The sequence below is a fragment of the Pseudomonas sp. GM79 genome (genome assembly GCF_000282495.1).
GTDB lineage: Bacteria > Pseudomonadota > Gammaproteobacteria > Pseudomonadales > Pseudomonadaceae > Aquipseudomonas.
In genome coordinates, this window is sequence record NZ_AKJE01000086.1 from 1 (window position 1) to 23407 (window position 23407).

Annotated in this window: 21 protein-coding genes; 6 read left to right on the forward strand and 15 right to left on the reverse strand. The window is 60.1% G+C overall.

The features are described 5' to 3' along the window. Positions 1 to 146: 146 nt before the first annotated feature. Together PMI36_RS07125 and PMI36_RS07120 are read right to left on the reverse strand one after the other, a co-directional pair. A complete protein-coding gene (locus tag PMI36_RS07125; protein WP_008074347.1) occupies positions 147 to 437 on the reverse strand; it encodes a hypothetical protein in 291 nt (96 codons plus the stop codon). Between the two features lie 297 nt (positions 438 to 734). Beyond that, positions 735 to 947: a DUF1059 domain-containing protein gene (locus PMI36_RS07120; protein WP_008074349.1), complete on the reverse strand. Its 213-nt coding sequence runs from the start codon at positions 945 to 947 to the stop codon at positions 735 to 737. Between the two features lie 242 nt (positions 948 to 1189). Here PMI36_RS07120 and PMI36_RS07115 point away from each other — a divergent pair, with 242 nt between their 5' ends. Next, positions 1190 to 1777, forward strand: coding sequence for a LysE family translocator (locus tag PMI36_RS07115; RefSeq protein ID WP_008074352.1), 588 nt, complete (start codon positions 1190 to 1192; stop codon positions 1775 to 1777). A 154-nt stretch (positions 1778 to 1931) separates the two neighbouring features. On the opposite strand, the gene PMI36_RS07110 is transcribed toward PMI36_RS07115, so the two are convergent. The 5 genes from PMI36_RS07110 to PMI36_RS07090 form a co-directional block, all read right to left on the reverse strand. Then, positions 1932 to 2765: an AraC family transcriptional regulator gene (locus tag PMI36_RS07110; RefSeq protein WP_008074353.1), complete on the reverse strand. Its 834-nt coding sequence runs from the start codon at positions 2763 to 2765 to the stop codon at positions 1932 to 1934. A 34-nt stretch (positions 2766 to 2799) separates the two neighbouring features. Next, entirely contained in the window at positions 2800 to 3303 is a 504-nt protein-coding gene (locus PMI36_RS07105; protein WP_008074355.1) for a VOC family protein, read from the reverse strand. A 127-nt stretch (positions 3304 to 3430) separates the two neighbouring features. Then, positions 3431 to 5920: a TonB-dependent siderophore receptor gene (locus PMI36_RS07100; protein WP_008074356.1), complete on the reverse strand. Its 2490-nt coding sequence runs from the start codon at positions 5918 to 5920 to the stop codon at positions 3431 to 3433. A 106-nt stretch (positions 5921 to 6026) separates the two neighbouring features. Next, the gene (locus PMI36_RS07095) at positions 6027 to 7013 is read right to left on the reverse strand and encodes a FecR domain-containing protein (protein ID WP_008074357.1); all 987 of its coding nucleotides are present in this window, start codon (positions 7011 to 7013) and stop codon (positions 6027 to 6029) included. Between the two features lie 4 nt (positions 7014 to 7017). Next, positions 7018 to 7542: a sigma-70 family RNA polymerase sigma factor gene (locus PMI36_RS07090; RefSeq protein WP_007906918.1), complete on the reverse strand. Its 525-nt coding sequence runs from the start codon at positions 7540 to 7542 to the stop codon at positions 7018 to 7020. A gap of 352 nt (positions 7543 to 7894) precedes the next feature. On the opposite strand from PMI36_RS07090, the gene PMI36_RS07085 reads away from it, so the two are divergent. From PMI36_RS07085 to PMI36_RS07070, 4 genes are all read left to right on the forward strand, one after another. Then, positions 7895 to 8350, forward strand: a complete 456-nt coding sequence (locus PMI36_RS07085; RefSeq protein WP_008014528.1) for a (2Fe-2S)-binding protein — start codon at positions 7895 to 7897, stop codon at positions 8348 to 8350. A 24-nt stretch (positions 8351 to 8374) separates the two neighbouring features. Continuing rightward, complete coding sequence (locus PMI36_RS07080; RefSeq protein ID WP_008074358.1) at positions 8375 to 10543, forward strand: xanthine dehydrogenase family protein molybdopterin-binding subunit; 2169 nt, start codon at positions 8375 to 8377, stop codon at positions 10541 to 10543. A gap of 1 nt (position 10544) precedes the next feature. Further along, complete coding sequence (locus PMI36_RS07075; RefSeq protein WP_032830584.1) at positions 10545 to 11123, forward strand: hypothetical protein; 579 nt, start codon at positions 10545 to 10547, stop codon at positions 11121 to 11123. A gap of 73 nt (positions 11124 to 11196) precedes the next feature. After that, entirely contained in the window at positions 11197 to 11805 is a 609-nt protein-coding gene (locus PMI36_RS07070; RefSeq protein WP_008074361.1) for a GGDEF domain-containing protein, read from the forward strand. A gap of 35 nt (positions 11806 to 11840) precedes the next feature. Here the strand turns inward: PMI36_RS07070 and PMI36_RS07065 are convergent, their stop codons facing one another. Further along, positions 11841 to 12266 carry a VOC family protein gene (locus PMI36_RS07065; protein WP_008014538.1) on the reverse strand — a complete coding sequence of 142 codons (426 nt, stop codon included), beginning with the start codon at positions 12264 to 12266 and terminating at the stop codon, positions 11841 to 11843. A gap of 112 nt (positions 12267 to 12378) precedes the next feature. Between PMI36_RS07065 and PMI36_RS07060 the strand changes: the two genes are divergently transcribed. Then, on the forward strand, positions 12379 to 13245 hold the full coding sequence (locus PMI36_RS07060) for a LysR family transcriptional regulator (protein ID WP_008074363.1): 867 nt from the start codon (positions 12379 to 12381) through the stop codon (positions 13243 to 13245). A gap of 180 nt (positions 13246 to 13425) precedes the next feature. Here PMI36_RS07060 and fabI read toward each other — a convergent pair whose 3' ends face one another. The 7 genes from fabI to PMI36_RS07025 form a co-directional block, all read right to left on the reverse strand. After that, on the reverse strand, positions 13426 to 14220 hold the full coding sequence (gene fabI / locus PMI36_RS07055; RefSeq protein ID WP_007906751.1) for an enoyl-ACP reductase FabI: 795 nt from the start codon (positions 14218 to 14220) through the stop codon (positions 13426 to 13428). 21 nt (positions 14221 to 14241) lie between these two features. Beyond that, on the reverse strand, positions 14242 to 15852 hold the full coding sequence (locus PMI36_RS07050; protein ID WP_008074366.1) for an ABC transporter ATP-binding protein: 1611 nt from the start codon (positions 15850 to 15852) through the stop codon (positions 14242 to 14244). 1 nt (position 15853) lies between these two features. Further along, positions 15854 to 16873: an ABC transporter permease gene (locus PMI36_RS07045; protein ID WP_008074378.1), complete on the reverse strand. Its 1020-nt coding sequence runs from the start codon at positions 16871 to 16873 to the stop codon at positions 15854 to 15856. Between the two features lies 1 nt (position 16874). Beyond that, positions 16875 to 17948, reverse strand: coding sequence for a microcin C ABC transporter permease YejB (locus tag PMI36_RS07040; RefSeq protein ID WP_007906757.1), 1074 nt, complete (start codon positions 17946 to 17948; stop codon positions 16875 to 16877). 4 nt (positions 17949 to 17952) lie between these two features. Continuing rightward, positions 17953 to 19794: an extracellular solute-binding protein gene (locus tag PMI36_RS07035; RefSeq protein ID WP_008074380.1), complete on the reverse strand. Its 1842-nt coding sequence runs from the start codon at positions 19792 to 19794 to the stop codon at positions 17953 to 17955. Continuing rightward, positions 19791 to 21623 (reverse strand): extracellular solute-binding protein, encoded by a 1833-nt coding sequence (locus PMI36_RS07030; RefSeq protein WP_008074385.1) that lies wholly within the window; start codon positions 21621 to 21623, stop codon positions 19791 to 19793. The genes PMI36_RS07035 and PMI36_RS07030 overlap by 4 nt, the downstream gene beginning before the upstream one ends. 282 nt (positions 21624 to 21905) lie before the next feature. Next, positions 21906 to 23360 (reverse strand): transglycosylase SLT domain-containing protein, encoded by a 1455-nt coding sequence (locus tag PMI36_RS07025; protein ID WP_008074387.1) that lies wholly within the window; start codon positions 23358 to 23360, stop codon positions 21906 to 21908. Between the last annotated feature and the right edge of the window lie 47 nt (positions 23361 to 23407).

Sequence of the window (23407 nt, forward strand, 5' to 3'; positions counted from 1 at the left end):
CTTGCTCGCGAAAGCGGTGTGTCATTCAACATTTATGTCGACTGACCTGACGCCTTCGCGAGCAAGCCCGCTCCCACAGGTTCTGCGCCTTAACTGGCTGGCATTGAATGCTGGTCCCTTTTAATGCGATCAACCGGAAAGACGCGCTATTTGATCTGCACAATGACCGGACCTTCCGTCACGATCGGCGGGTTTGCGTGAATATTCGAGGCATTTTTCTGAATCCAGTCGCGTGCGACTTTCAAGCTCGCATCGCTGCCGGTCTTGTCCGTGCAAACAGTCACCGCCGTACCGCCATCACCCGTGTTCAGCAGTGTGTAGCTTACCAAGCCTGGCACTGTCCGCAGGGTAGCTTCGACGTCGGCCTTGCGCTCTTCCAATAGATCGAAAAGCTGTTTTGCTCCAGCACCCAGGTAGGTTCTTATAACCGCATACATGGTCGTCTCCTTTGGGAGTTACCGTCTTGATGCCAATCCAGATCCGTTGATGGTCGCTATTACCAAGGTTTCAGTTCGTCCCGGTTTATTCAGCTTAGCCAAACGCTGGGGACGGGCGAAATGCAACGACCATCGGCCACTTTTCGGCCTGTTGACGTGACAGAAAAACTGGGGGCAGACCACGATTGCTCGGCATATGCCTTAAATCGTGGTCTGTCCCTTTTTATGTGTCCCTTTTTATGTTCCCGGCGGTCCTGATGAAGATCAAGATCAAAAGATCGCAGCCTTCGGCAGCTCCTACGCGGGACGCGGTGCTTCAACAGGCGGAGTACCGTCGTGAAACATCGTCTTCAGTTGCGCACGCAGTTCCGGCGAGTCGGTGTGTTTGTGAACGCTGACCGCATGCTGTGCGGCGGCCTCGAGCAGTTCGTTTTCAGAGTCTGCGGACAGCGCGACCGAACATTTGGAATCGCTTGGAAACTCGCGGCAGTCGATGTATTTACGCGCCATGATCTTTTCCTCCCTACGACGAAGGCAGGCCGTGGCCTGCGTGAATGATCACTCAACGCGATACCCCGTAGATCAAACACGATTGCAGGTCGCTTCGAGTGTGCCAACTCTTAGAGTATAGGCTCGCCACAAGGCGCATCGCGGCAGGCTTGCAATGACGCAGAGGGGAGTTTTCTTCAATACGTCGCACGGGCGGCTCTTTACCTTGAGGCTTGGTTCAACTGAATTGAAGAAGGTATGCAATGAGTCTGGTTCTTTCCATGGCCGCGTTTGCGTTGGCCGCTTCCATTACCCCTGGTCCGGTGAACATCGTAGCGTTGAGCTCCGGAGCGCAGTTCGGCTTTCGCGCCAGTCAGCGGCATGTGGCCGGGGCGACCCTGGGGTTCGTGTTGTTGCTGGTGCTGATGGGGTTGGGGCTGCATGAACTGCTGAAACTGTGGCCGTTCATGACACGGGTGGTGCAACTGGCCGGCGTGGCGTTTCTGTTGTTCATGGCTTTCAAATTGGCCACTGATAACGGTCAGCTCGATACCAAGGAGTCGGGGCGGGCGCCATCGATGCTGTATGGCGCGGTGATGCAATGGCTCAACCCGAAAGCCTGGCTGGCCTGCGTGGCGGGGATGGGCGCGTTTGTCGCCGACGGCGAGGCGCGGTTGGTGTGGCAGTTTGCGGCGGTGTATCTGGTGATTTGCTACTTGTCGGTGGGGTGCTGGGCGTATGCCGGGACGTTTTTGCGCGGCTATCTGAGTAACCCGGCGGGGATGCGCCTGTTCAATCGGGTCATGGCGTTGTTGCTGGCGGTGAGTGCGGGGTATTTGCTGTTGCCGTAGGTTAAGGGGGGGGCGGCATAAATTTTATTGCCATTAGGCTCTCCTGTGGGAGCGGGCTTGCTCGCGAAAGCGGTGTGTCATTCAACATTGATGTCGACTGATCTGACGCCTTCGCGAGCAAGCCCGCTCCCACAGGGGGGGTGAGTCGTTTGAGTTAGCCGCGATACTGCCCTGGTGTCGCCGCCAGATGCTGTTTGAACGCTCGTTGAAAATGCGCCTGGTCGGCAAACCCCGCTTCCAGCGCCACATCGGCGATCAACTTGCCGCTGCGCAGTCGATCCCGGGCGAACTGGATGCGCCGGTTGACCAGGAACGCATGGGGCGTCATGCCGTAATGCTGCTTGAACGCGCGGATCAGGTACGACGGCGACAGTTGAGCCGCCTCGCAAATATCCTCGAGCTTGAGCATCTGCGTGCAGTTGTCGCGGATATAGGCGGCGGCCCGTTCCAGCTTGAAATTGGGTTCGCGCAGCGGTTGATCGACGGGGTTGAGCCGCTGTTGCACCTCGGTGAAAAACTCCACCGCCGCGCTGTGCTTGTACAACACGTCTTGCTGCGGATCGACCAATACCTCGTACAGATTCTTCAGCCCGGCGAACAGCTCGATGTCACGATTGTGGGTGATGGAGAACCGGCGAAACGCCGAGTCCTGGCTGAAGCCGAGCTGATGCTGCAAATCGGTCAGCCAAGGCGTCTCGACGTACAGCATCAGGTACGACCAGGGCTGGTCGTCGATCGGATTGCAGGCATGCACATCGCCCGGATTCATCAGCACCACGGTGCCGGCACTGACCTGAAATTCCGATTGCTCGTGTATATAGGTGCTGCGCCCGGCGGTGATCGCCCCGATGGAAAAGTGTTCGTGGGAATGCCGGGCGTAGCAGACCTCGCGACCGTCGGCGATGGAACGGGCCTCGATGAAGGGCAGGGCGTCGTCGCGCCAGAAGCGCGGGGCTTTGTCTGCATCTTTGGCGACGGTGTGCTTCATCTCGGTGTCCTCGGCGGTTCTGCTTCGGAGTGTATTAGTTCTCGTCGTCAAAGGCTCGTTGCAGCGTGGCGATGTCGAGTTTTTTCATTTGCAGCATTGCCGCCATGGCGCGCTGGGATTTGGCTGTGTCGGGGTCTTTCATCATGTCCATCAGAGCGACCGGCACGATCTGCCACGACACGCCGAATTTGTCCTTGAGCCAGCCGCATTGCTGGGCTTCAACGGGACCGCCCGCAGACAGGCGCCCCCAGAAGTGGTCGACTTCTTCCTGAGTGTGGCAATTGACCTGGAATGAGATCGCCTCATTGAACTTGAACACCGGGCCACCGTTAAGGCCTGTGAAGCTCTGCCCATCGAGCTCGAAACTGACGGTCATCACCGAACCTTCCGGCCGGCCATGGATTTCCTGACCGGCCTTGCCGTAATGGGTGATGCCGGCAATTTTTGAATGATCGAAGATCGCGCAGTAAAACTTCGCGGCTTCCTCGGCCTGATCGTCGAACCACAGGCAAGGCGTGAGTTTTTGAACGCGGTGCATGGCGGTGCTCCTCTGCGGGTTAATCACTCTGGATTATCAGCGTAGTCAGCCTGTGGTCACCCGGTGGCGCCGTAGATCGACAACTCACAAGAAACTGCCGATCCTTCGGCAGCCGTTGAAGCAGGGCTCAGAAATCCCACTTGGTCGTCAGTTGCAAGCTGCGTGGTTCGCCGTAGAAACCGGTGCCGAAATTGCCGAGCCCCGTGTAATAGTTCTTGTCGAACAGGTTCTTGACGTTGACGGTCGCGCTCAGGTGATCGTTGAAGCGATAGCGTGCCATCAGGTCCACCAGGTAGTAGCTGTCCTGGGTGATGCGTGAGTACTGGCCGAAGTTGACGGTGTCGGCGGGGTTGGGCTGGAACACGTTGCCGAAAAACTCGCTTTGCCAGTTCACACCGCCGCCGACGGTCAGGTTTTCCCATGCGCCGGGCAGTCGATAGGTGCTGAAGACGCGCACCACTTGTTCCGGGGCGGTGGTTTGCAGCACCGAGCCGTAGACGTAATCGCCTTTGGCATCGCGGGTATGGTTATAGGTGTAACCGGCCGACAGGTTCCAGCCTTCCATCACTTCACCGGCCAGTTCGAACTCGAAGCCTTTGGTGGTCCCGCCCTGAACGGCCGTGTACACCGACTCGGTTTCGAAGCCGCTGACATACTGGGCGATGTTGTCCTGTTCAATGCGGAACACCGCGAAACTGGCATTGAGGCGCCCACCGAAGTATTCGGCCTTGATGCCGGCTTCGTAGCTGTCGCCTTCCACCGGGTCGAGCAGTTGGCGCGCGGCGTCCTTGCTCATTTGCGGCTGATAGATGCTGGTGTAACTGGTGTACAGCGAGTAAGTATCGTTGAGGTCGTAGATCAGCCCGGCGTAAGGGGTGACTACGCCAGTCTGGCGATAACCGTCGCGCACGTCGGGCGTGTTCGGATCGCTGTAGTCGAGGTGGTCGCTGCCCTTGAAGTCGCTGACCCGGCCGCCGAGGATCACCGACAGATCATCGGTGGGCTTGAGCCGGGTGGCCAGGTAGGCGCCGGTCTGGCGCTGGACGATGTCGTTATCGCCGACGCGCGGGATGTCCGGTTTGGGGAACTCGCCGCGCCAGTCGAAGATACTGCCGTCCAGGGCCGGATAGACCGAACCGTGCACTGGAATGTCCTGGCGGGCGTTCATCGACATGAAACCGGCGATCAAATCATGCTCGCGACCGAACAGGCTGAAAGGGCCGGTGAGGTTGATGTCGATGTTGTCCTGAACCTGATCGCCCTTGAACTTGCCCATGTACATGAACATGCCGTTACCGGTGACCGGGTCCGGATTGCCGCCGCTGGCCGAGCCGAGCAGGGTGTCGTGCTGGCGGTGTTTGCGGTCGTAGCTGACTTTCAGCGTCCAGTCGTTGGCCAGTCGTTGTTCCACGGAGGCGAAAATCGTCTGGTTGGTGAAGTCGCGACGGCTCCAGTCGGTGGCCGGGTTGAAGGAACGAGAGAAGTTGGTGCGCGAGCCGTCGCTGGAGTACATCGGGAAACCGGTCCAGCTGGCGCCGCGCGAACGGGTATTTTGCTGGTCCATGCCGAAGGTCAGCAGGGTGTCCGGGGTCAGGTCCACTTCGAGGATGCCGTAGGCGATGTCCTTGGTGTTCTGGTAGTGATCCATGTAGGCGCTGCGATCCTGATAGACCCCGACGAACCGCCCGCGCACGTTGCCGCTTTCGGTCAGCGGGCCGGAAATGTCGCCTTCGCTGCGATAGTTGTCCCAGGAGCCGACCGTGCCGGCAATCGATGCCTTGAATTCCTTGGTCGGCCGCTTGCGGATCAGGTTGACGGTAGCCGAGGGATCGCCCGAACCGGTCATCAGGCCCGTTGCGCCTTTGATGATTTCCACGCGGTCGAAGGTCGCCATGTCGGTGCTGGTGGTGCCGTAATCGTAGACACCGTCGTAGTCGGTGTTGACGCCGTCGTACTGGAAATTGGTGATTGGCAGGCCACGGCTGGAAAATTCCCAGCGTTCACTGTCGTAGTTCTGCACGCTGATGCCGGGGGCGCGGCGCAGGGTGTCGGCGATGCTGGTGGAACCCTGGTCGTCCATTTGCTGACGGGTGATGACGGTCACCGACTGCGGTGTTTCGCGCAGGGACAGCGGCAGGCCTGTAGCCGAAGACGTCGAACCGGTGGTGTAGGAATGAGTGTCTTCAGTGGTGGCGCCCAGCCCCTGACCGGAAATGTTCGTGGCGTCCAGTTCCAGCGCACCTTGCGAGGCAGGTACTGCTTGCAACACATAGCCGCCGTTGCCCTGGGGGTTGGCTTGCAGGCCGCTGCCTTGCAACAGTCGCTGCAACGCTTGCGAGTCGGTGTAGTCGCCATCGAGGCCGGGGCTGCGCTTGCCGGCCGCGAGGTCGTTGTGACCGGCGAGGAAGACTCCGCTCTGCTCGGCGAAGCGATTGAGTACGCTGGACAACGGTCCCGCCGCTATCGCGTAATGGCGTGTCCGGGGGCTGGACTGTTCACTGGCGCCGGTGGTGTCTGCTTGAGCGAACGGTGCCGAAAAGCTCAGAAATGCAGCCGGGAGAGCCAGCGCCAAGGGGCGCAGGGCAAAACGAGTGCGGGTGAAGGCGTTGCGTGACATGGCGTTCCCTGGAATCAGTTCGATCGGCAATGTGAGGTGCTTCTGAGGGGTTAACCGAACGAGAAAGGCAAAAGGGAACCCATTACCGAAAAAGAGTTTTTTCCACTCAGGCTTTCGGGCCGACGCTGACCCACCAGGGGAAGGTTTTTTGCACCCGGATCGGCAATGCCGCTTCCAGCAGGCGCAATGCCTGATCGGTGTCCTTGAGCGGGAACGAGCCCATGACCGGCAGCTCGGCGACTTCCGGATCGCAGTGCAAATGCCCCGGACGGTAGCGATTCAATTCGTCGATCAACTGGCCCAGTGGCAGGTTGTCTGCCAGTAGCAGGCCATGGCGCCAAGCTTCCCGTGAGGGGCTGGCGGCGGTGCTCAGCGCCATTGCGCTGTCGCTGAACGCCAGTTGCCGACCAGCCTCGACAACCTGTACCGCGCCTTGGCGGGTGCGAACTTCAACCGCGCCTTCATAGACGTTCAGCAACGTCTGTCGATCCTCCTGGCGAACACTGAAGCGGGTACCCAGCGCCCGCAGTTGCCCTTGGGCGGTTTCCACCAAAAACGGTCGGCCGGGGTCCTTGGCGGTATCGATCAACACTTCGCCGCACTGCAACTGCAGCAAACGTTGCGTGGCAGCGAAGTGGATATTCAGTGCACTGAGTGCATTCAGCCAGATCCGGCTGCCATCGTTGAGCACGGTTTCGCGGGTTTCCCCGGTGCTGGTCGCGAGGTCGGCAGTGAACCGCCCGAGCGTTTCCGGCAGCGGCGTGCCGCGCCAGGCGGCCCATCCCGTCAGGCTGCCAGCGGTGAGGATCAACAGGCTCTTGAGGGTCTGGCGGCGACTGATTGGCGAGCGCCCGGTGCTGCGCAGGACCTGGCTTACCGCCTGTTGTTCGCTGTCGTGTTGCAGCGGGGTGAAGCGTTGCCCGACCCGTTCGATGTAGCGCCAGGCGTCCTGATGGTCAGCACTTTGAGCCAGCCAATCCTGCCAGCGCAGGCGTTCATGGTCGGCTACTTGTGGGTCGTGGAGTTGCACATACCACTGAGCCGCTTGCTCGAGGCTGGCATGGCTGAGTTTTTTCAAGGGGACGGCGGGCATGGGGTTATTCAATCAGCAACCCATCGAGTTCAGCCTCGAGGATCGCGCAGTGCATCATTGCCTGGGCCAGGTACTTCTTGACCATGCGCTCGCTCACGCCGATCTCGCTGGCGATGAGTCGATAGGGCATGCCGTGCAACTGAGCCAGGATAAATGCATCGCTGACTCGTTTGGGCAAGCGCTGTAGCAGGGCGTCCACTTCGTGCAGGGTCTCGACAATGATCGCCCGTTGTTCCGGTGACGGTTGCAAGGCGGGAGGGCGTGCGGCGAGGGTCTGCAGCCAGGCGTGTTCCAACTGCCGACGACGCCAGTGATCAATGCACAAACCGCGAGCAATGGTCGCCAGGTAGGAGCGCTCTCGAACGTCGCAGTCAAACGCCTGTGGCCGCTTGAGTACTCGCATGAAGGTGTCATGAGCGAGATCCGCGGCATCCATCGCATTGCTGAGGCGTCGACGCAACAACTCGTACAGCCATTGGTGATGGCAGGTATAGAGGTTTTGAACCGAAGAAAAGTCGGCGATTGTCATTGGGAGCACACGTCCATGGCGACCGGCGTCGCGGGTGCAAATAAGAATTGGTCGCGATTAAAGCAAATGGCCGGAAGTCTCGCAAATGATATTGGTTTGCTTTTAGGTGGCCGTAGCAGCAGCGACCGGTGGTCGATGAACATGGCTTGCGGGTCAAATTGCGCTTAGCTGTAGGGATAACCCAGGCGCGCGTAACCCGCCGACCTTGTAGGAGCGAAGCTTGCTCGCGAAGAACGATAACGCGGTGTGACAGCAAAGACGCCTTCGCGGGCAAGCCTCGCTCCTACAAAAAAATGATGGCGTCGAGGCAGAGGCGCCCCTTCAGAACACCGTGAGTCTGAGGAAACCCGCAATGCTGACCCTTAATATCAATGGCAAGGACCAGGAACTGGATGTCCCGGCGGACATGCCGTTGCTCTGGGTGCTGCGCGATGTCGCGCACCTGACGGGCACCAAATTCGGTTGTGGCATGGCCCAGTGTGGCGCCTGCACCGTACACGTCGACGGCGCGCCGCTGCGCTCTTGCATCACGCCTGCCACGGCGGTAGCCCACGGGCAGAAAATTCTCACCATCGAAGGCTTGTCCGCTGATGGCTCGCACCCGGTCCAGCAAGCCTGGGCCGAACTCGACGTGGTTCAGTGCGGTTATTGCCAGTCGGGGCAGATCATGTCGGCGGCAGCGCTGCTGGCGAAGATCCCCAAGCCCACCGACAGTGACATCGACCAGGCGCTGTCCGGCAACATCTGCCGCTGCGGCACCTACCCAAGAATCCGCGCCGCGATCAAGCGTGCCGCCGAGATCGGTTGATACCACGTCGAAGGGAGCTGACCCATGAACAGAATCAACCCTGTCTCGCGTCGCGGTTTTCTCAAGGGCAGCGCAGTGTTGGGCGGCGGTCTGGTGGTGGCGTTTGTCATCCCGGGTGCCAATCGCTTTGCCCTCGGCGCCGAGAATCAAGGAAACGTCTTTGCCCCCAATGCCTTTTTACGCATTGGCAACGACAACAGCATCACCGTGCTGCTCGGCCATTCGGAAATGGGCCAGGGCATCTGGACCGGCCTGACCATGTTGATCGCCGAGGAGCTGGACGCCGACTGGTCGAAAATCCGCGTCGAACATGCGCCGGCTTCGGCGGCCGATTACGGCTTGCCGGCGTTTGGCGGGATACAGATCACCGGCGGTTCGACGTCGACCTGGATGGAGTTCGACCGCTATCGCCAGGCTGGAGCGGCGGCGCGCTTGATGCTGATCGAGGCGGCGGCCAAGCGATTCGACGTGGCGCCTTCGCAGATCCGCACCGAGTCGGGCGTGGTCATGGCTGGCGACAAACGGGCCACTTACGGCGAATTGGCAGATGACGCTGGCAAGCTGCCAGCGCCGGATCCGGCTTCGATCAAGTTCAAGGAGGCCAAGGACTGGAAGATCATCGGCAAACCCACCAAGCGCCTCGACACCCCGGAGAAAATCACCGGGCAGGCGAAGTTTGGCATGGACGTGCAATTCGACGGACTCATGACGGCGATGGTCGCTCGCCCGCCGGTGTTCGGCGGCGGCGTCAAATCCTTCGAAGGCGCCGAGGCGCTGGCGGTGCCGGGCGTGCACAAAGTGGTGCAGGTGCCCACGGGGGTCGCGGTGATTGCCGATCATTATTGGGCGGCGAAGCTGGGGCGCGATGCGCTGAAGGTTGAATGGGACCTGGGGCCGAACGCCGGGCTCGACAGTCAGAAACTGCTGGAAAGCTTCCGTAAACTCGCCGCCACCCCCGGCACTTCCGCCAGTCAGGCCGGGGATGCGACAGCGACGCTAGGCAAAGCGGCGAAGACGATTGAGGCTGAATACAGTGTGCCGTACCTGGCCCACGCGCCGATGGAGCCGCTCAATTGCACGGTGAAAATCTCCAAGGACAAATGCGAAATCTGGACCGGCACGCAGTTTCAGACGCTGGATCAGATGATCGCGGGGAAGATCACCGGGCTCAAACCCGAACAGGTAGAGATCCACACCCAATTCCTCGGTGGCGGTTTCGGGCGTCGGGCCAATCCGACCTCGGATTTTGTCAGCGAAGCCGTGTACGTCGCCAAAGCGGCGGGCGCGCCGGTAAAAACCGTCTGGGCCCGAGAGGATGACATTCGCGGCGGTTATTACCGCTCGGCGTTCCTGCATCAAGCGCGCATCGGCCTGGATGCCGACGGCATGCCAATGGCCTGGAAGCATGTGCTGGTCGGGCAGTCGATTCTGACTGGCACCTCGTTCGCGGCGACTATGGTCAAGGATGGCATCGACAAAACCTCCGTCGAAGGCGTGGCCGACAGCCCTTACCTTGAGGGCCTGGCCAACCACCAGGTCGAACTGCATTCACCGCAAACCGGCATCAGCGTGCTGTGGCTGCGGTCGGTGGGGCACACCCACACGGCATTTGTCATGGAGTCGTTGATCGACGAACTGGCAGACGCGGCCGGCAAGGATCCGGTGGAGTACCGACGAGCCCTGCTCAAGGCGCATCCACGGCATTTGGGCGTGCTGAATCTGGCGGTGGAGAAAGCCAACTGGAAAGCCCCCTTGCCGGACGGCCACGCATTGGGCGTGGCGGTGCATGAGTCCTTCGGCAGTTATGTCGCTCAGGTGGCCGAGGTGTCGCAGGACAACCTGGCGATTCGCGTACACCGGGTGGTGTGCGCGGTGGACTGCGGCATTGCGGTCAATCCGCAGAGCATCGCCGCACAGATGGAGTCAGGCATCACCTTTGGTCTCAGTTTTACCTTGCACAGCAAACTGACGTTCAAGGACGGTCAGGTGGAGCAGTCCAATTATCACGACTATCAGGTCCTGCGCCTGAACGAGATGCCGGTGGTCGAGGTGCATATCGTCCCTAGCAGCGACAAACCGGGCGGTATTGGCGAAGTGGGTGTGCCTCCGGTGGCGCCGGCCGTGGCGAACGCGGTGTTTGCCCTGACCGGGCAGCGCCTGCGGGAACTGCCGCTGCAACTGTCGGGGGTGTGAGATGAGACGACATATATTTTGGGGGGCGGTGATGCTGATAGGCCTGGGTGGTTATACCTCGGACCTGTTCGCTGATGATAAAGCGGCGGTGAAGGCGTTCGAGACGGTGCAGAAGGTGTTCCAGAGCCCGCGTTGTCAGAACTGTCATATCCCCGGCGATTCGCCGTTGCAGTTCGACGCCGGTGTTCCTCACGCAATGAATGTGGTTCGCGGCCTGGACGGCAAGGGCGCTGCCGGTTTGCCGTGTGCCAGTTGTCATGCCGAACGCAATCCGCCGGCCAGCTATGGCCCCAACGCTCCACCCGGAGCACCGCATTGGAGCCTGCCACCGGCCGCGCACAAAATGGCCTGGATCGGCCTGCCACCCGACAAGTTGTGCGCGATGATCAAGGACCGTTCCAGCAATGGCGACCGTGATTTTGCGGCACTGATCAAGCATGTCAGCGAGGACAAGCTGGTGCTTTGGGGCTGGCGTCCGGGTGAGGGACGGGCGCCGGTGCCGGTGCCCCACGATATTTTCGTCACCCAGTTCAAACTCTGGGCCGACGCTGGAGGGCCGTGTCCGCTGGCGGGTAGCTGACCAGCGGCGCGTTTATAGGGAGTCATACCGGGTGTGAACGACTCTAACGTTCATATCCATCAAGGAGCGAGTGATGTTAACCCCAGGCAAACCGATCAAACCCGGCGCTGGCGCAGACCTGCGTGCGCCGAACGTTCTCGACAGCGCAGTGCAGGATCGCGATGTATTGCGCGACCTGGCGCGCAAGGCCGAGCAAGAGCTGATGGGCGTGCAGATGGCGAGCATGGATGAGTTGACGCTGCTCTCCAATCGTCACGGCTTCGAGGCTTTGGCTCAGTTAGGGCTGGAGGCCTGTCAGCGGTTGGGAAAACCCGCGACGCTGCTGTTTTTCGACCTTGATGACTTCAAGCGCATCAATCAGCTGTACGGTCGTGCCGAGGGCGACGATGCCCTGAAAACCTTCGCCGATGTGCTACGCATCGCCTTTCGTGAAAGTGATGTGATCGGCCGCCTCGGCAGCGATGAGTTCGCCGCTTTGTTGACCGGCGCCAGTGCGGTGGAGGTTTCGGCGGTCAGAGCGCGGCTCGAGGAAATACTCGATGAGCGCAATGCCACGGTGCATCGTGGCTATGACATTCGCTTCAGTGTCGGGCAGATCGAGTTTGATCCTCGGCTACACCAGACAGCGGAAGGCTTGTTGGCCTTGGTCGATAAGGTGCTGCACGACGCCCGTCATTGTTGAATGGCGTCTTGCAAGACCGCTGCTACGTGCCCGGATCATTTGGCGAACAACTGGTCGATGTTCTTGAACGCCTTGAACTCCAAGGCGTTGCCGCAGGGGTCGAAGAGAAACATCGTGGCCTGTTCGCCCACCAGCCCCTGGAAGCGGATACCCGGCTCAATCACAAAACGGGTGCCCAGAGACTTCAAACGCTCGGCCAGGTTTTCCCATTCCTCCATTCCCAGCACTACGCCAAAGTGCGGAACCGGTACGTTATGTCCATCCACGGCATTGGTGTGGGCCGCTTCCTGAGACGCGTTTTTCGGCGCCAGGTGAATGACCAGTTGATGGCCGAAGAAATTGAAATCGACCCAATGGTCGCTGGAGCGACCTTCTTCCAGACCGAATACCGTGCCGTAAAAGCTGCGCGCGGCGCTCAGGTCATAAACCGGGATGGCCAGGTGAAAAGGGGAGAGTTGCATGGGGTTTGCCTCAACTGTGGGACGTTGAAGCTCAGTCTAGTCCTGTGCTTTTTGATTGAAAGACGATAGTTTTTGCAGCGAGCTCAAATTATTTCGATCAATCGAGAAATCCATGCTGCGAGAACTGAAAACTTTTATCGCCGTGACGCGCTATGGCACCTTCGCTGCGGCGGGCATGCACATCGGCCTCACGCAGTCGGCGGTCAGTGCGCAGATTCGCAATCTGGAACAGGCGCTGGGGATTCGCTTGTTCGACCGAACGGGGCGCCAGGCGTTGCTCAATGCAGCAGGGCAACGAGCGTTGCCGATGGCCAGGGAGATGCTGGAAACCTTCAGTCGCATGGCCGTCAGCGATGATGTCAGCGAGTATCGCGGCGAGTTGAAGATTGGTGCGGTGGCTACGGTCCAGACCGGGCTGTTGCCCCAGGCGTTGTTACGATTGCGTCAACAGGCACCGCTGCTGGAACCGAAGCTGGTGCCCGGTGTGTCGCTGAATCTGTTGAGTCAGGTGGATACCGGCGAAGTGGATCTGGCGATCCTGATCAAGCCGCCGTTCGAATTGCCCAAGGAGTTGTCGGCACAGGTGATTCGCAAGGAGCCGTTCGTGCTGGTCGTGCCAGCCAACCTTGAAGGCGATGACCCGCTGCAGTTGCTGGCGGACCATCCTCATGTGCGCTACGACCGCAACTCGTTCGGTGGACGCTTGATCACGCGATTTTTGCGTGAGCAGCGGATCGACGTGCACGTGGCCCTTGAGCTGGATGAGCTGGAAGCCATCGTGAAAATGGTTGAGTGCGGATTGGGCGTTTCATTGCTGCCCAAGGCAGGGCTCTGGCTTGAACACGGCGCCAGGGTGAGGGTGATCGAATTGGGCGAACTGACGTTCTATCGGGAGATCGTGTTGCTGCAGCGTTACAGCCAGCGCACACAACCGATCCAGCAATTGTTTGCGCGGTGTTTGACACAGATCGATGACTAAACGCTAACCCCTGTGGGAGCGGGCTTGCTCGCGAAGGCGGTGTACGGCATACAGAGAGTGTCGACTGGCACACCGCTTTCGCGAGCAAGCCCGCTCCCACATTTGACCGCGTCAATCCTGGAATTGAAGCCATAAAAAAACCCGCCTGAAGAGGCGGGTTTTTTAATGGCTAACCGAAGATCACTCTTCGATGTTGCCCATGGCGGTGGTGTTGAAGCCGCCGTCTACGTACATGATTTCGCCGCTGATGCCGGACGCCAGGTCCGAGCACAGGAAGGCGCCGGCGTTGCCGACTTCGTCGATGGTGACGTTACGACGCAGCGGGGTTTGCGCTTCGTTGGCGGCCAGCATTTTGCGGAAGTTCTTGATGCCGGAAGCGGCGAGGGTGCGGATCGGGCCAGCCGATACGCAGTTCACGCGAGTACCGTCCGGGCCCAGGGAGCCGGCCAGGTAACGCACGCCAGCTTCCAAAGAAGCCTTGGCCATGCCCATCACGTTGTAGTTCGGCATGGTGCGCTCGGCACCCAGGTACGACAGGGTCAGCAGGCTGCCATTGCGGCCTTTCATCATTTCGCGGCCAGCTTTGGCCAGGGCCACGAAGCTGTAGGCGCTGATGTCGTGAGCGATGCGGAAACCTTCACGGGTGGTGGCTTCGGTGAAGTCGCCGTCCAGTTGGTCGCCCGGGGCGAAGCCGACGGAGTGCACGATGCAGTCCAGGCCGTCCCACTTCTTGCTCAGTGCTTCGAAGACCTTGGCGATTTCTTCGTCGCTGGCCACGTCGCACGGGAAGCACAGCTCAGGGCTCGAGCCCCAGCCTTGTGCGAATTCTTCGACACGACCCTTGAGTTTGTCGTTCTGATAAGTGAAGGCAAGCTCAGCGCCCTCGCGATGCATGGCGGCAGCGATGCCGGATGCGATGGACAGCTTGCTGGCGACACCGACGATCAGTACGCGCTTACCGGCGAGAAAACCCATGTGTTGCTCCTCTTTTCAGGTTTATTGCGCAGTGGCTGGTGCCAGAAAAGCGGCTTCCAGCAACTGCTGTGTATACGGATGTTGGGGGGCGGCAAAGATACTTTGCGCGTCTCCCTGTTCGACCACTTGGCCATGCTTGACCACCATCAACTGGTGGCTCAGCGCTTTGACGACAGCCAGGTCATGGCTGATAAACAAATACGTCAGGTTGTACTTGGTTTGCAGTGAACGTAGTAGCTCCACCACTTGGCGTTGCACGGTGCGGTCGAGGGCCGACGTCGGCTCGTCCAGCAGAATCAACGCCGGTTTTAGCACTAATGCCCGGGCAATGGCGATTCTTTGCCGTTGCCCACCGGAAAATTCATGGGGGTAGCGGTGCCGGGTTTCCGGGTCCAGACCTACCTCCTTGAGTGCCGCAATAATCGCTTGTTCCTGTTCTGCCTCGGTGCCCATCTTATGGATCCGCAGGCCTTCGCCGACGATCTGGCTCACGCACATCCGTGGGCTCAGGCTGCCGAAGGGGTCCTGGAACACCACCTGCATTTCCCGCCGCAGCGGTCGAATCTGTTGCTGCGTCAGGCAGTCTAGCTGCTTGCCTTCAAAACGGATGACGCCTTTGCTACCGATCAGCCGCAAAATCGCCAGGCCGAGCGTCGACTTGCCGGAACCGCTTTCTCCCACAATCCCCAGGGTCTGGCCCTGGGGCAGGCTGAAATTGATCCCGTCGACCGCTTTGATATGGTCCACGGTCTTTTTCAGCAAGCCTTTCTTGATCGGGAACCAGACTTTCAAGTCCTCGACCGCAAGCAACGGCGGGCCAATCACATTGGTCGCCGGTTTGCCGCTGGGCTCCGCTGCCAGCAGTTCCCGCGTGTACGGATGCTGCGGCGCGCGGAACAATTCTTCGCACGATGCCTGTTCGACGATGCAACCGCGCTGCATGACACATACCCGATGCGCAATTCTTCGTACAAGGTTCAAATCGTGACTGATCAGTAACAACGCCATGCCCAGACGGGCCTGTAATTCCTTGAGCAGTTCGAGAATTTTCAGTTGAACGGTCACGTCCAGCGCCGTGGTCGGTTCGTCGGCGATCAGCAATTCCGGCTCATTGGCCAGGGCCATCGCGATCATCACCCGCTGGCGCTGGCCGCCGGACAATTCGTGGGGCAGGGCCTTGAGACGCTTCTGCGGTTCGGGGATGCCGACCATTTCCAGCAGTTCCAGCGTGCGCTTGGTCGCGACTTTACCGGTCAGGCCTTTGTGGATGCCCAGGATTTCGTTGATCTGTTTTTCGATCGAATGCAGCGGATTGAGCGAGGTCATCGGCTCTTGAAAGATCATCGCAATCCGGTTGCCGCGGATGTGGCGGATGGTTTTCTCTTTCAGGTCCAGCAGATTCCGGTCGGAATAAGTGATGGTGCCGGACGGGTGCCGGGCCAGCGGGTAGGGCAGCAGCCGCAGGATCGAGTGGGCGGTCACCGATTTGCCGGATCCGCTTTCGCCCACCAGCGCCAGGGTTTCGCCGCGCTTGATGTCGAAGCTGACGCCCTCGACCACCCGCTGCACGCGTTCACCGACGACAAATTCGACGGCCAGGTCGCGCACTTCGATCAGATTGTCCTGATTCATTTCACTTCCTCGGGTCGAAGGCATCGCGAGCGGACTCGCCGATGAACACCAGTAGACTCAACATCAGCGCCAGCACCGCAAACGCACTCATACCCAGCCACGGCGCTTGCAGATTGGATTTGCCCTGGGCCACCAGTTCACCCAGGGACGGCGCGCCCGGCGGCAGGCCGAAGCCGAGGAAGTCCAGGGCGGTCAGCGTGCCGATGGCGCCGGTCAGGATGAACGGCATGAAGGTCATGGTCGAGACCATGGCGTTGGGCAGGATGTGGCGGAACATGATCGCACCATTCTGCATGCCCAGCGCCCGGGCCGCGCGCACGTATTCCAGGTTCCGCCCGCGCAGGAACTCGGCGCGCACCACATCCACCAGGCTCATCCACGAGAACAACAGCATGATCCCCAGCAGCCACCAGAAATTTGGCTGCACGAAACTGGCCAGAATGATCAGCAGGTACAGCACCGGCAACCCGGACCAGATCTCCAGAAAACGCTGCCCGGCCAGATCCACCCAGCCGCCATAAAAACCCTGCAAGGCCCCGGCGATCACGCCGATGATCGAGCTGAGGATGGTCAGCGTCAAAGCGAACAGCACCGAAATCCGGAAGCCGTAAATCACCCGGGCCAGCACATCGCGGCCCTGATCGTCGGTGCCCAGCAGGTTATCGGCCGAGGGCGGCGCGGGGGCCGGGACTTTCAGGTCGTAGTTGATGCTCTGGTAGCTGTAGGGGATCGGCGCCCACAAGACCCAGGCATCCTTGGCCTTGAGCAGTTCGCGGATGTACGGGCTCTTGTAGTTGGCTTCCAGCGGGAATTCTCCGCCGAACGCGGTTTCCGGGTAGCGCTTGAGGGCCGGGAAGTACCAGGCGTTGTCGTAGTGCACCACCAGCGGTTTGTCGTTGGCGATCAGTTCGGCACCCAGGCTTGCGCCGAACAGAATCAGGAACAGCCACAACGACCACCAGCCACGCTTGTTGGCCTTGAACAGTTCGAAACGTCGGCGATTGAGAGGGGACAGGTTCATCTCAATGCTCCCGGCTTTCGAAGTCGATGCGCGGATCGACAAAGGTGTAAGTGAGGTCACCGATCAATTTCACCACCAGCCCCAGCAGGGTGAAGATAAACAGCGTGCCGAAAACCACCGGGTAATCGCGGTTGATCGCTGCCTCAAAACTCATCAAGCCAAGGCCGTCGAGGGAGAAAATCACTTCCACCAGCAACGAGCCGGTGAAAAAGATCCCGATGAACGCCGAAGGAAAACCGGCGATCACCAGCAGCATGGCGTTGCGAAACACATGGCCGTAGAGCACGCGATGGCGTGTCAGGCCCTTGGCCTTGGCGGTGACCACGTATTGCTTGTTGATTTCATCTAGGAAGCTGTTTTTGGTCAGCAGCGTCATGGTCGCGAAGTTGCCGATCACCAATGCGGTCACCGGCAGCGCCAGATGCCAGAAGTAATCGAGGATCTTGCCGCCAGTGCTCAGCTCATCGAAGTTGTTCGAGGTCAGGCCCCGTAGCGGGAACCAGTCGAAATAGCTGCCGCCGGCGAACACCACAATCAGCAGGATGGCGAACAGGAACGCCGGGATCGCGTAACCTACGATGATCGCCGAACTGGTCCAGACGTCGAAGTGGCTGCCGTGTCGCGTCGCCTTGGCGATCCCCAGCGGAATCGACACCAGGTACATGATCAGCGTGCTCCACAGCCCCAGGGAGATCGACACCGGCATCTTTTCCTTGATCAGGTCGATGACCTTGGCGTCGCGGAAGAAGCTGTCGCCGAAGTCCAGGGTGGCGTAGTTCTTGATCATGATCCACAAACGTTCCGGCGCCGATTTGTCGAAGCCGTACATGTGCTCGATTTCCTTGACCAGCGCCGGGTCCAGGCCTTGCGCCCCACGATAGGCCGAGCCGGCCACCGACACCTCGGCACCGCCGCCGGCGATGCGGCTGGTGGCGCCTTCGAAGCCTTCGAGCTTGGCGATCATCTGTTCCACCGGCCCACCGGGGGCGGCCTGGATGATCACGAAGTTAATCAGCAAAATGCCGAGCAGGGTCGGGATGATCAGCAGCAGTCGCCGAAAAATATACGCCAGCATCTGATTACTCCGTGCCCGCAGGGTCGGCTTGCAGTTTGGTTTCGACTTCTATCGGCAATGTCGCGTTGGGCTTGACCCACCAGGTATTGATGCCGATGTCATATTTGGGCGAAACCTTCGGGTGGCCGATGTGGCTCCAGTACGCCACGCGCCAGGTCTTGATGTGCCAGTTGGGGATCACGTAGTAGCCCCATTGCAGCACCCGGTCCAGTGCCCTGGCGTGGGCCACCAGGCTTTGGCGTGAGTCGGCGTTGATCAGTTGCTCGACCAGTTGATCCACCACCGGGTCTTTCAGTCCCATGGAGTTGCGGCTGCCCGGTTTGTCGGCCGCGGCGGTCATCCAGAACTCGCGCTGTTCGTTACCCGGCGAGTTGGACTGAGGGAAGCTGCCGACGATCATGTCGAAGTCCCGGGAGCGCACGCGGTTGATGTATTGCGAGACGTCGACGCGACGGATCACCAGGTCGATGCCCAGGTCGCTGAGGTTGCGCTTGAACGGCAGCAGCACCCGCTCGAACTCGGTCTGGGCCAGCAGGAATTCGATGGTCACCGGTTTGCCGGTGGCGTCGACCATTTTGTCGTCGACGATCCGCCAGCCGGCCTCTTGCAGCAGTTGATAGGCCTTGCGCTGCTGAGTGCGGATCATGCCGCTGGCGTCGGTCACCGGGTTCTGGAACGCCTCGCTGAACACTTGCTCGGGAATCTTGCCGCGAAATGGGTCCAGGATCGCCAACTGATCGGCGTCGGGGAGACCGGTGGCGGCCATTTCCGAGTTTTCGAAGTAACTGCGGGTGCGCGCGTAGGCGCCGTTGAACAGTTGCTTGTTGGTCCATTCGAAGTCCAGCAACAGGGTCAGTGCCTGACGCACGCGCACATCCTGAAACACCGGGCGGCGCAGATTGAACACGAAGCCTTGCATGCCGGTGGGGTTGCCGTTGGCGATTTCTTCCTTGATCAGCCGACCTTCGGCCACCGCCGGAATGTTGTAGGCCTTGGCCCAGTTTTTCGCGGCCGATTCCAGCCAGAAGTCGAACTGACCGGCCTTGAGCGCTTCCAGCGCGACGGTGTTGTCGCGGTAGTAGTCAGTGGTCATCACGTCGAAGTTGTAGAAACCGCGATTGACCGGCAGGTCCTTGCCCCAGTAATCCTTGACCCGCTCATAGCGCACCGACCGCCCGGCCTTGACTTCGCTGACCTTGTACGGGCCGCTGCCCAGCGGCAGTTCCAGGTTGCCCTTGTTGAAATCGCGGGTGGCCCACCAATGCTTGGGCAGCACCGGCAACTGGCCGAGGATCAGCGGCAATTCACGGTTGTTGTTGTGCTTGAACTTGAACAGCACTTTGAGCGGGTCTTCGGCGACCACGTCCTCCACGTCGCTGTAATAGCCGCGAAAGAGCGGGGCGCCGTCCTTGATCAGGGTCTGGAAGCTGAACACCACATCTTCGGCACGTACCGGATGGCCGTCGTGGAAGCGTGCTTCGGGACGCAGGTAGAAGCGCACCCAACTGTTGTCCGGGGCTTTTTCGATTTTGCCGGCGATCAAGCCGTATTCGGTAAACGGCTCATCCAGACCCTGTTTGGCCAGGGTGTCGTAGATCATGCTGATGTCGTCGGCCGGCACGCCTTTGTTGATGAACGGGTTGAGGCTGTCGAAGCCACCGAACCCGGCCTGGCGAAAGATCCCGCCCTTGGGCGCGTCGGGGTTTACGTAATCGAAATGTTTGAAATCGGCCGGGTATTTCGGCGGCTCGTTGTACAGGGTCAAGGCATGTTGCGGGGCGGCGCAGGCCAGCCCGGCAAACAACAGACCGCTGGCCTGCAAGAGCAGGGCGCGTACGGGTTTCATCGATCTTTCTCCGAAGATTTCAGCCACCACGCGCTCAGGCCCAGGGTGTAGGGCGGCGTGGTGACGAAGGCGAACCGGTTGCGGTAGGCCAGGCGGTGATAATTGAGGTACCAGTTGGGAATGATGTAGTGCTGCCACAGCAGCACCCGGTCGAGCGCCTTGCCGGCGGCGACCTGTGCATCACGGGTCTGGGCGGCGAGCAGTTGTTCGAGCAAATGGTCGACCACCGGGTTGGCGATACCTGCGTAATTCTTGCTGCCCTTGACCCCGACCTGGCTGGAGTGGAAGTACTGCCATTGCTCCAGGCCCGGGCTGAGGGTCTGGTTGAGGGTCATCAGGATCATGTCGAAATCGAACTGATCGAGGCGTTGTTTGTACTGGGCGCGATCGACCGTGCGCAGCCGTGCGTCGATGCCGATGCTGGCGAGGTTTTCGACGTAGGGCTGAAGGATGCGCTCCAGGTTCGGGTTGACCAGCAGGATCTCGAAACGCAACGGTTGGCCGATGGTGTTCTGTAGCCGCTGACCGTTGAGCTTCCAGCCGGCCTCGGCGAGCAGCTCCAGGGCCTTGCGCATGGTTTCCCGCGGAATGCCGCGGCCTTCGGTCTGCGGCAGGCTGAACGGCTCGGTGAGCAGCTTGGCGGGCAACTGATCGCGATAGGGCTTGAGCAGCAGCCACTCATGACCGACCGGTAGCCCGGTGGCAGAGAACTCACTGTTGGGGTAATAACTCATGGCGCGTTTGTAGGCGCCGCTGAACAGCGTGCGGTTGGTCCATTCGAAGTCGAACATCAGCCCCAGCGCTTCGCGGACCTTGACCTCGGCGAAAGTTGGCCGCCGGCTGTTCATGAACAGGCCCTGGCTCTGGGTCGGGATCTGGTGCGCGATTTGCGCCTTGATCACATCGCCACGGCGCACGGCCGGGAAGTTGTAACCGTTGGCCCAGTTCTTCGCCTGGTGTTCGATGTAGATGTCGAACTCACCGGCCTTGAACGCTTCGAAAGCCACGTCGCTGTCACGGTAGAACTCGACTTCCATGCGATCGACGTTGTACTTGCCGCGATTGACCGGCAGGTCTTTGCCCCAGTAATCCTTGACCCGTTCGAAGACGATCTGCCGCCCGGGCGTTACCGAGGTGATGCGATACGGTCCGCTGCCCAATGGCGGCTCGAAGGTGGTGGCCTTGAAATCGCGACCTTCCCAGTAATGCTGGGGCAACACCGGCAACTCGCCCAGGCGCAGGATCAGCAGCGGATTACCGGAGCGTTTGAAGACGAAACGGATGCGCCGTGGGTTGAGAATATCCACCCGCGACACTTCCTGAAGGTTGGTGCGGTATTGCGGGTGACCTTCCTTGAGCAGCAAACGGTAAGAGAACGCCACGTCGTAAGCGGTGATCGGCGTGCCATCGTGGAAACGCGCTTCGGGGCGCAGGTTGAACACCACCCAGCTGCGGTCCTCGCTGTATTCCACCGATTGGGCAATCAGGCCATAACTGGAGGTCGGTTCATCGCCGGACGGCGCGTACTGGCCGGTGCCGACCATCAACGGTTCATTGAGTTCGTTGATGCCGTATTGCAGGAAGTTGGCGGTGGAAACCGGGCTCGAACCTTTGAATGTGTAAGGGTTGAGCGTATCGAAGGTGCCAAACGCCATCACCCGCAACGTACCGCCCTTGGGCGCTTGCGGGTTGACCCAGTCGAAGTGGGTAAATCTGGCCGGGTACTTGAGCGTGCCGAACTGCGCATAACCATGGCTTTCGCTGATCGTCGCGCTTGCGGGGGAGCTCAAGGCCAGGCTGATCAGGAGCAGGAGGAGGGGACGCTTCAAGTCAGAGATCCGATCCAGGCGGCTTGGGCTTTGTGGGCCGTACAGTAACAGCTTGTATCGACTGGAAAAAGACGGGGGGTTAATGCGTTGTTAATTGTGAGGTGATGGTCCGGTGGATTGCAGAACCTGTGGCGAGGGAGCTTGCTCCCGCTCGGCTGCGAAGCAGTCGTAAACCTGACTGCGCGGAGTCAGAAATCATCGGGTTTCAGGTTTTGGGGTTGCTTCGCTACCCAGCGGGAGCAAGCTCCCTCGCCACAAAAAAGCCCCATTGCCCGAAGCTGCTTAATGCGGCGAAGCAACCGTCAGCATCTGCCCCGGTTTCAGCGCCTGGCCAACCCGAGGGTTCCAGCGCTTGAGGTGCTGCATTTCAACGTTGAAGCGTTTGGCGACCATGTACAGCGAGTCGCCTTGCTTGACCTTGTACTGGGTCTGTTGCGTCTTGTTGGTTGCCTTGCCATTGGTCTTGCTGTTCACCGCGACCACGGTGTTGATGCGCCCGGATTTGCGCTTGGTGGTGTCCTGCATCACCAGGGTCTGGCCGACCTTGAGGTCTTTGCCGTTCAACTTGTTCCAGCGTTGCAGGTCTTTGACCTCGACCTTGTTGGCCTTGGCGATGGTGCCGAGATTGTCGCCGCGTTTGACCCGATAGGCGCGCTTGAGGCTGGCGATTTCGCTGTCGTCTGCCCCTTCGAACACCGGCTTGAGCGATCGCTGGCTGATCAACTCTTCAGGACGCATGGTCGACAGGCTGGCAGTCAGCAGTTGCGCCTTGGACGTTGGCACCAGCAGATGCTGGGGACCGTCGATGGTGGTGCGCTGCTTGAAGGCCGGGTTGAGCTGGAACAGTTCGTCTTCGTCGATGTTGGCGACGGCGGCAACCTTGGACAGGTCCATGCGCTGGTTGATTTCGACGACCTGGAAGTACGGTTCGTTGGCGATCGGGTTGAGGTTCACGCCATAGGCGTCGGGTGCGAGGACCACTTGCGACAGGGCCAGCAGCTTCGGCACATAGGCCTGGGTTTCCGCTGGCAGCGGCAGGTTCCAGTAGTCGGTCGGCAGGCCAAGTCGTTCGTTGCGCTCGATGGCCCGGCTGACCGTGCCTTCGCCGGCGTTGTAGGCCGCCAGGGCCAGTAGCCAGTCGCCGTTGAACATGTCGTGCAGGCGGCTCAGGTAATCCATGGCCGCGGTGGTCGAGGCGGTGATGTCGCGACGGCCATCATAGAAGCGGGTCTGACGCAGGTTGAAGTAACGCCCGGTGGACGGAATGAATTGCCAAAGACCCACCGCGTCGGCCCGGGAATAGGCCATCGGGTTGTAGGCGCTTTCAATCACCGGCAACAGCGCCAGTTCCAGCGGCATGTTGCGTTCTTCAAGGCGTTCGACGATGTAGTGAATGTAGAGGCTGCCGCGTTCGCCGGCGTTTTCGAGGAAGGACGGGTTACTGGCGAACCACAGGCGCTGTTGCTCGATGCGCGGGTTGACGCCCAGGTTGTCCTGCAACTGGAAGCCTTGGCGCATGCGCTCCCAGACGTCCTGTGGAATTTGCGGTGTTGGTTTTTCGCTGAGCCAGACAGGTTTCTGCTTGGCTCGAGCGGCGATATTCGGAGTGTGTGTCGCTTCGGTCTGCGGCACATGGCTGGAACAGCCCGCCAGAGTGGCGGACACAGCCACCGCAATGACTTGAGCCAAGCGGGTCAATGCGTCTGAATTGATGGCTTTACGAATAGGTGACGACATTGGCTGGAAGTAAGTTCCGGGCAAAAATGTCGGGCGATTCTAGAAAG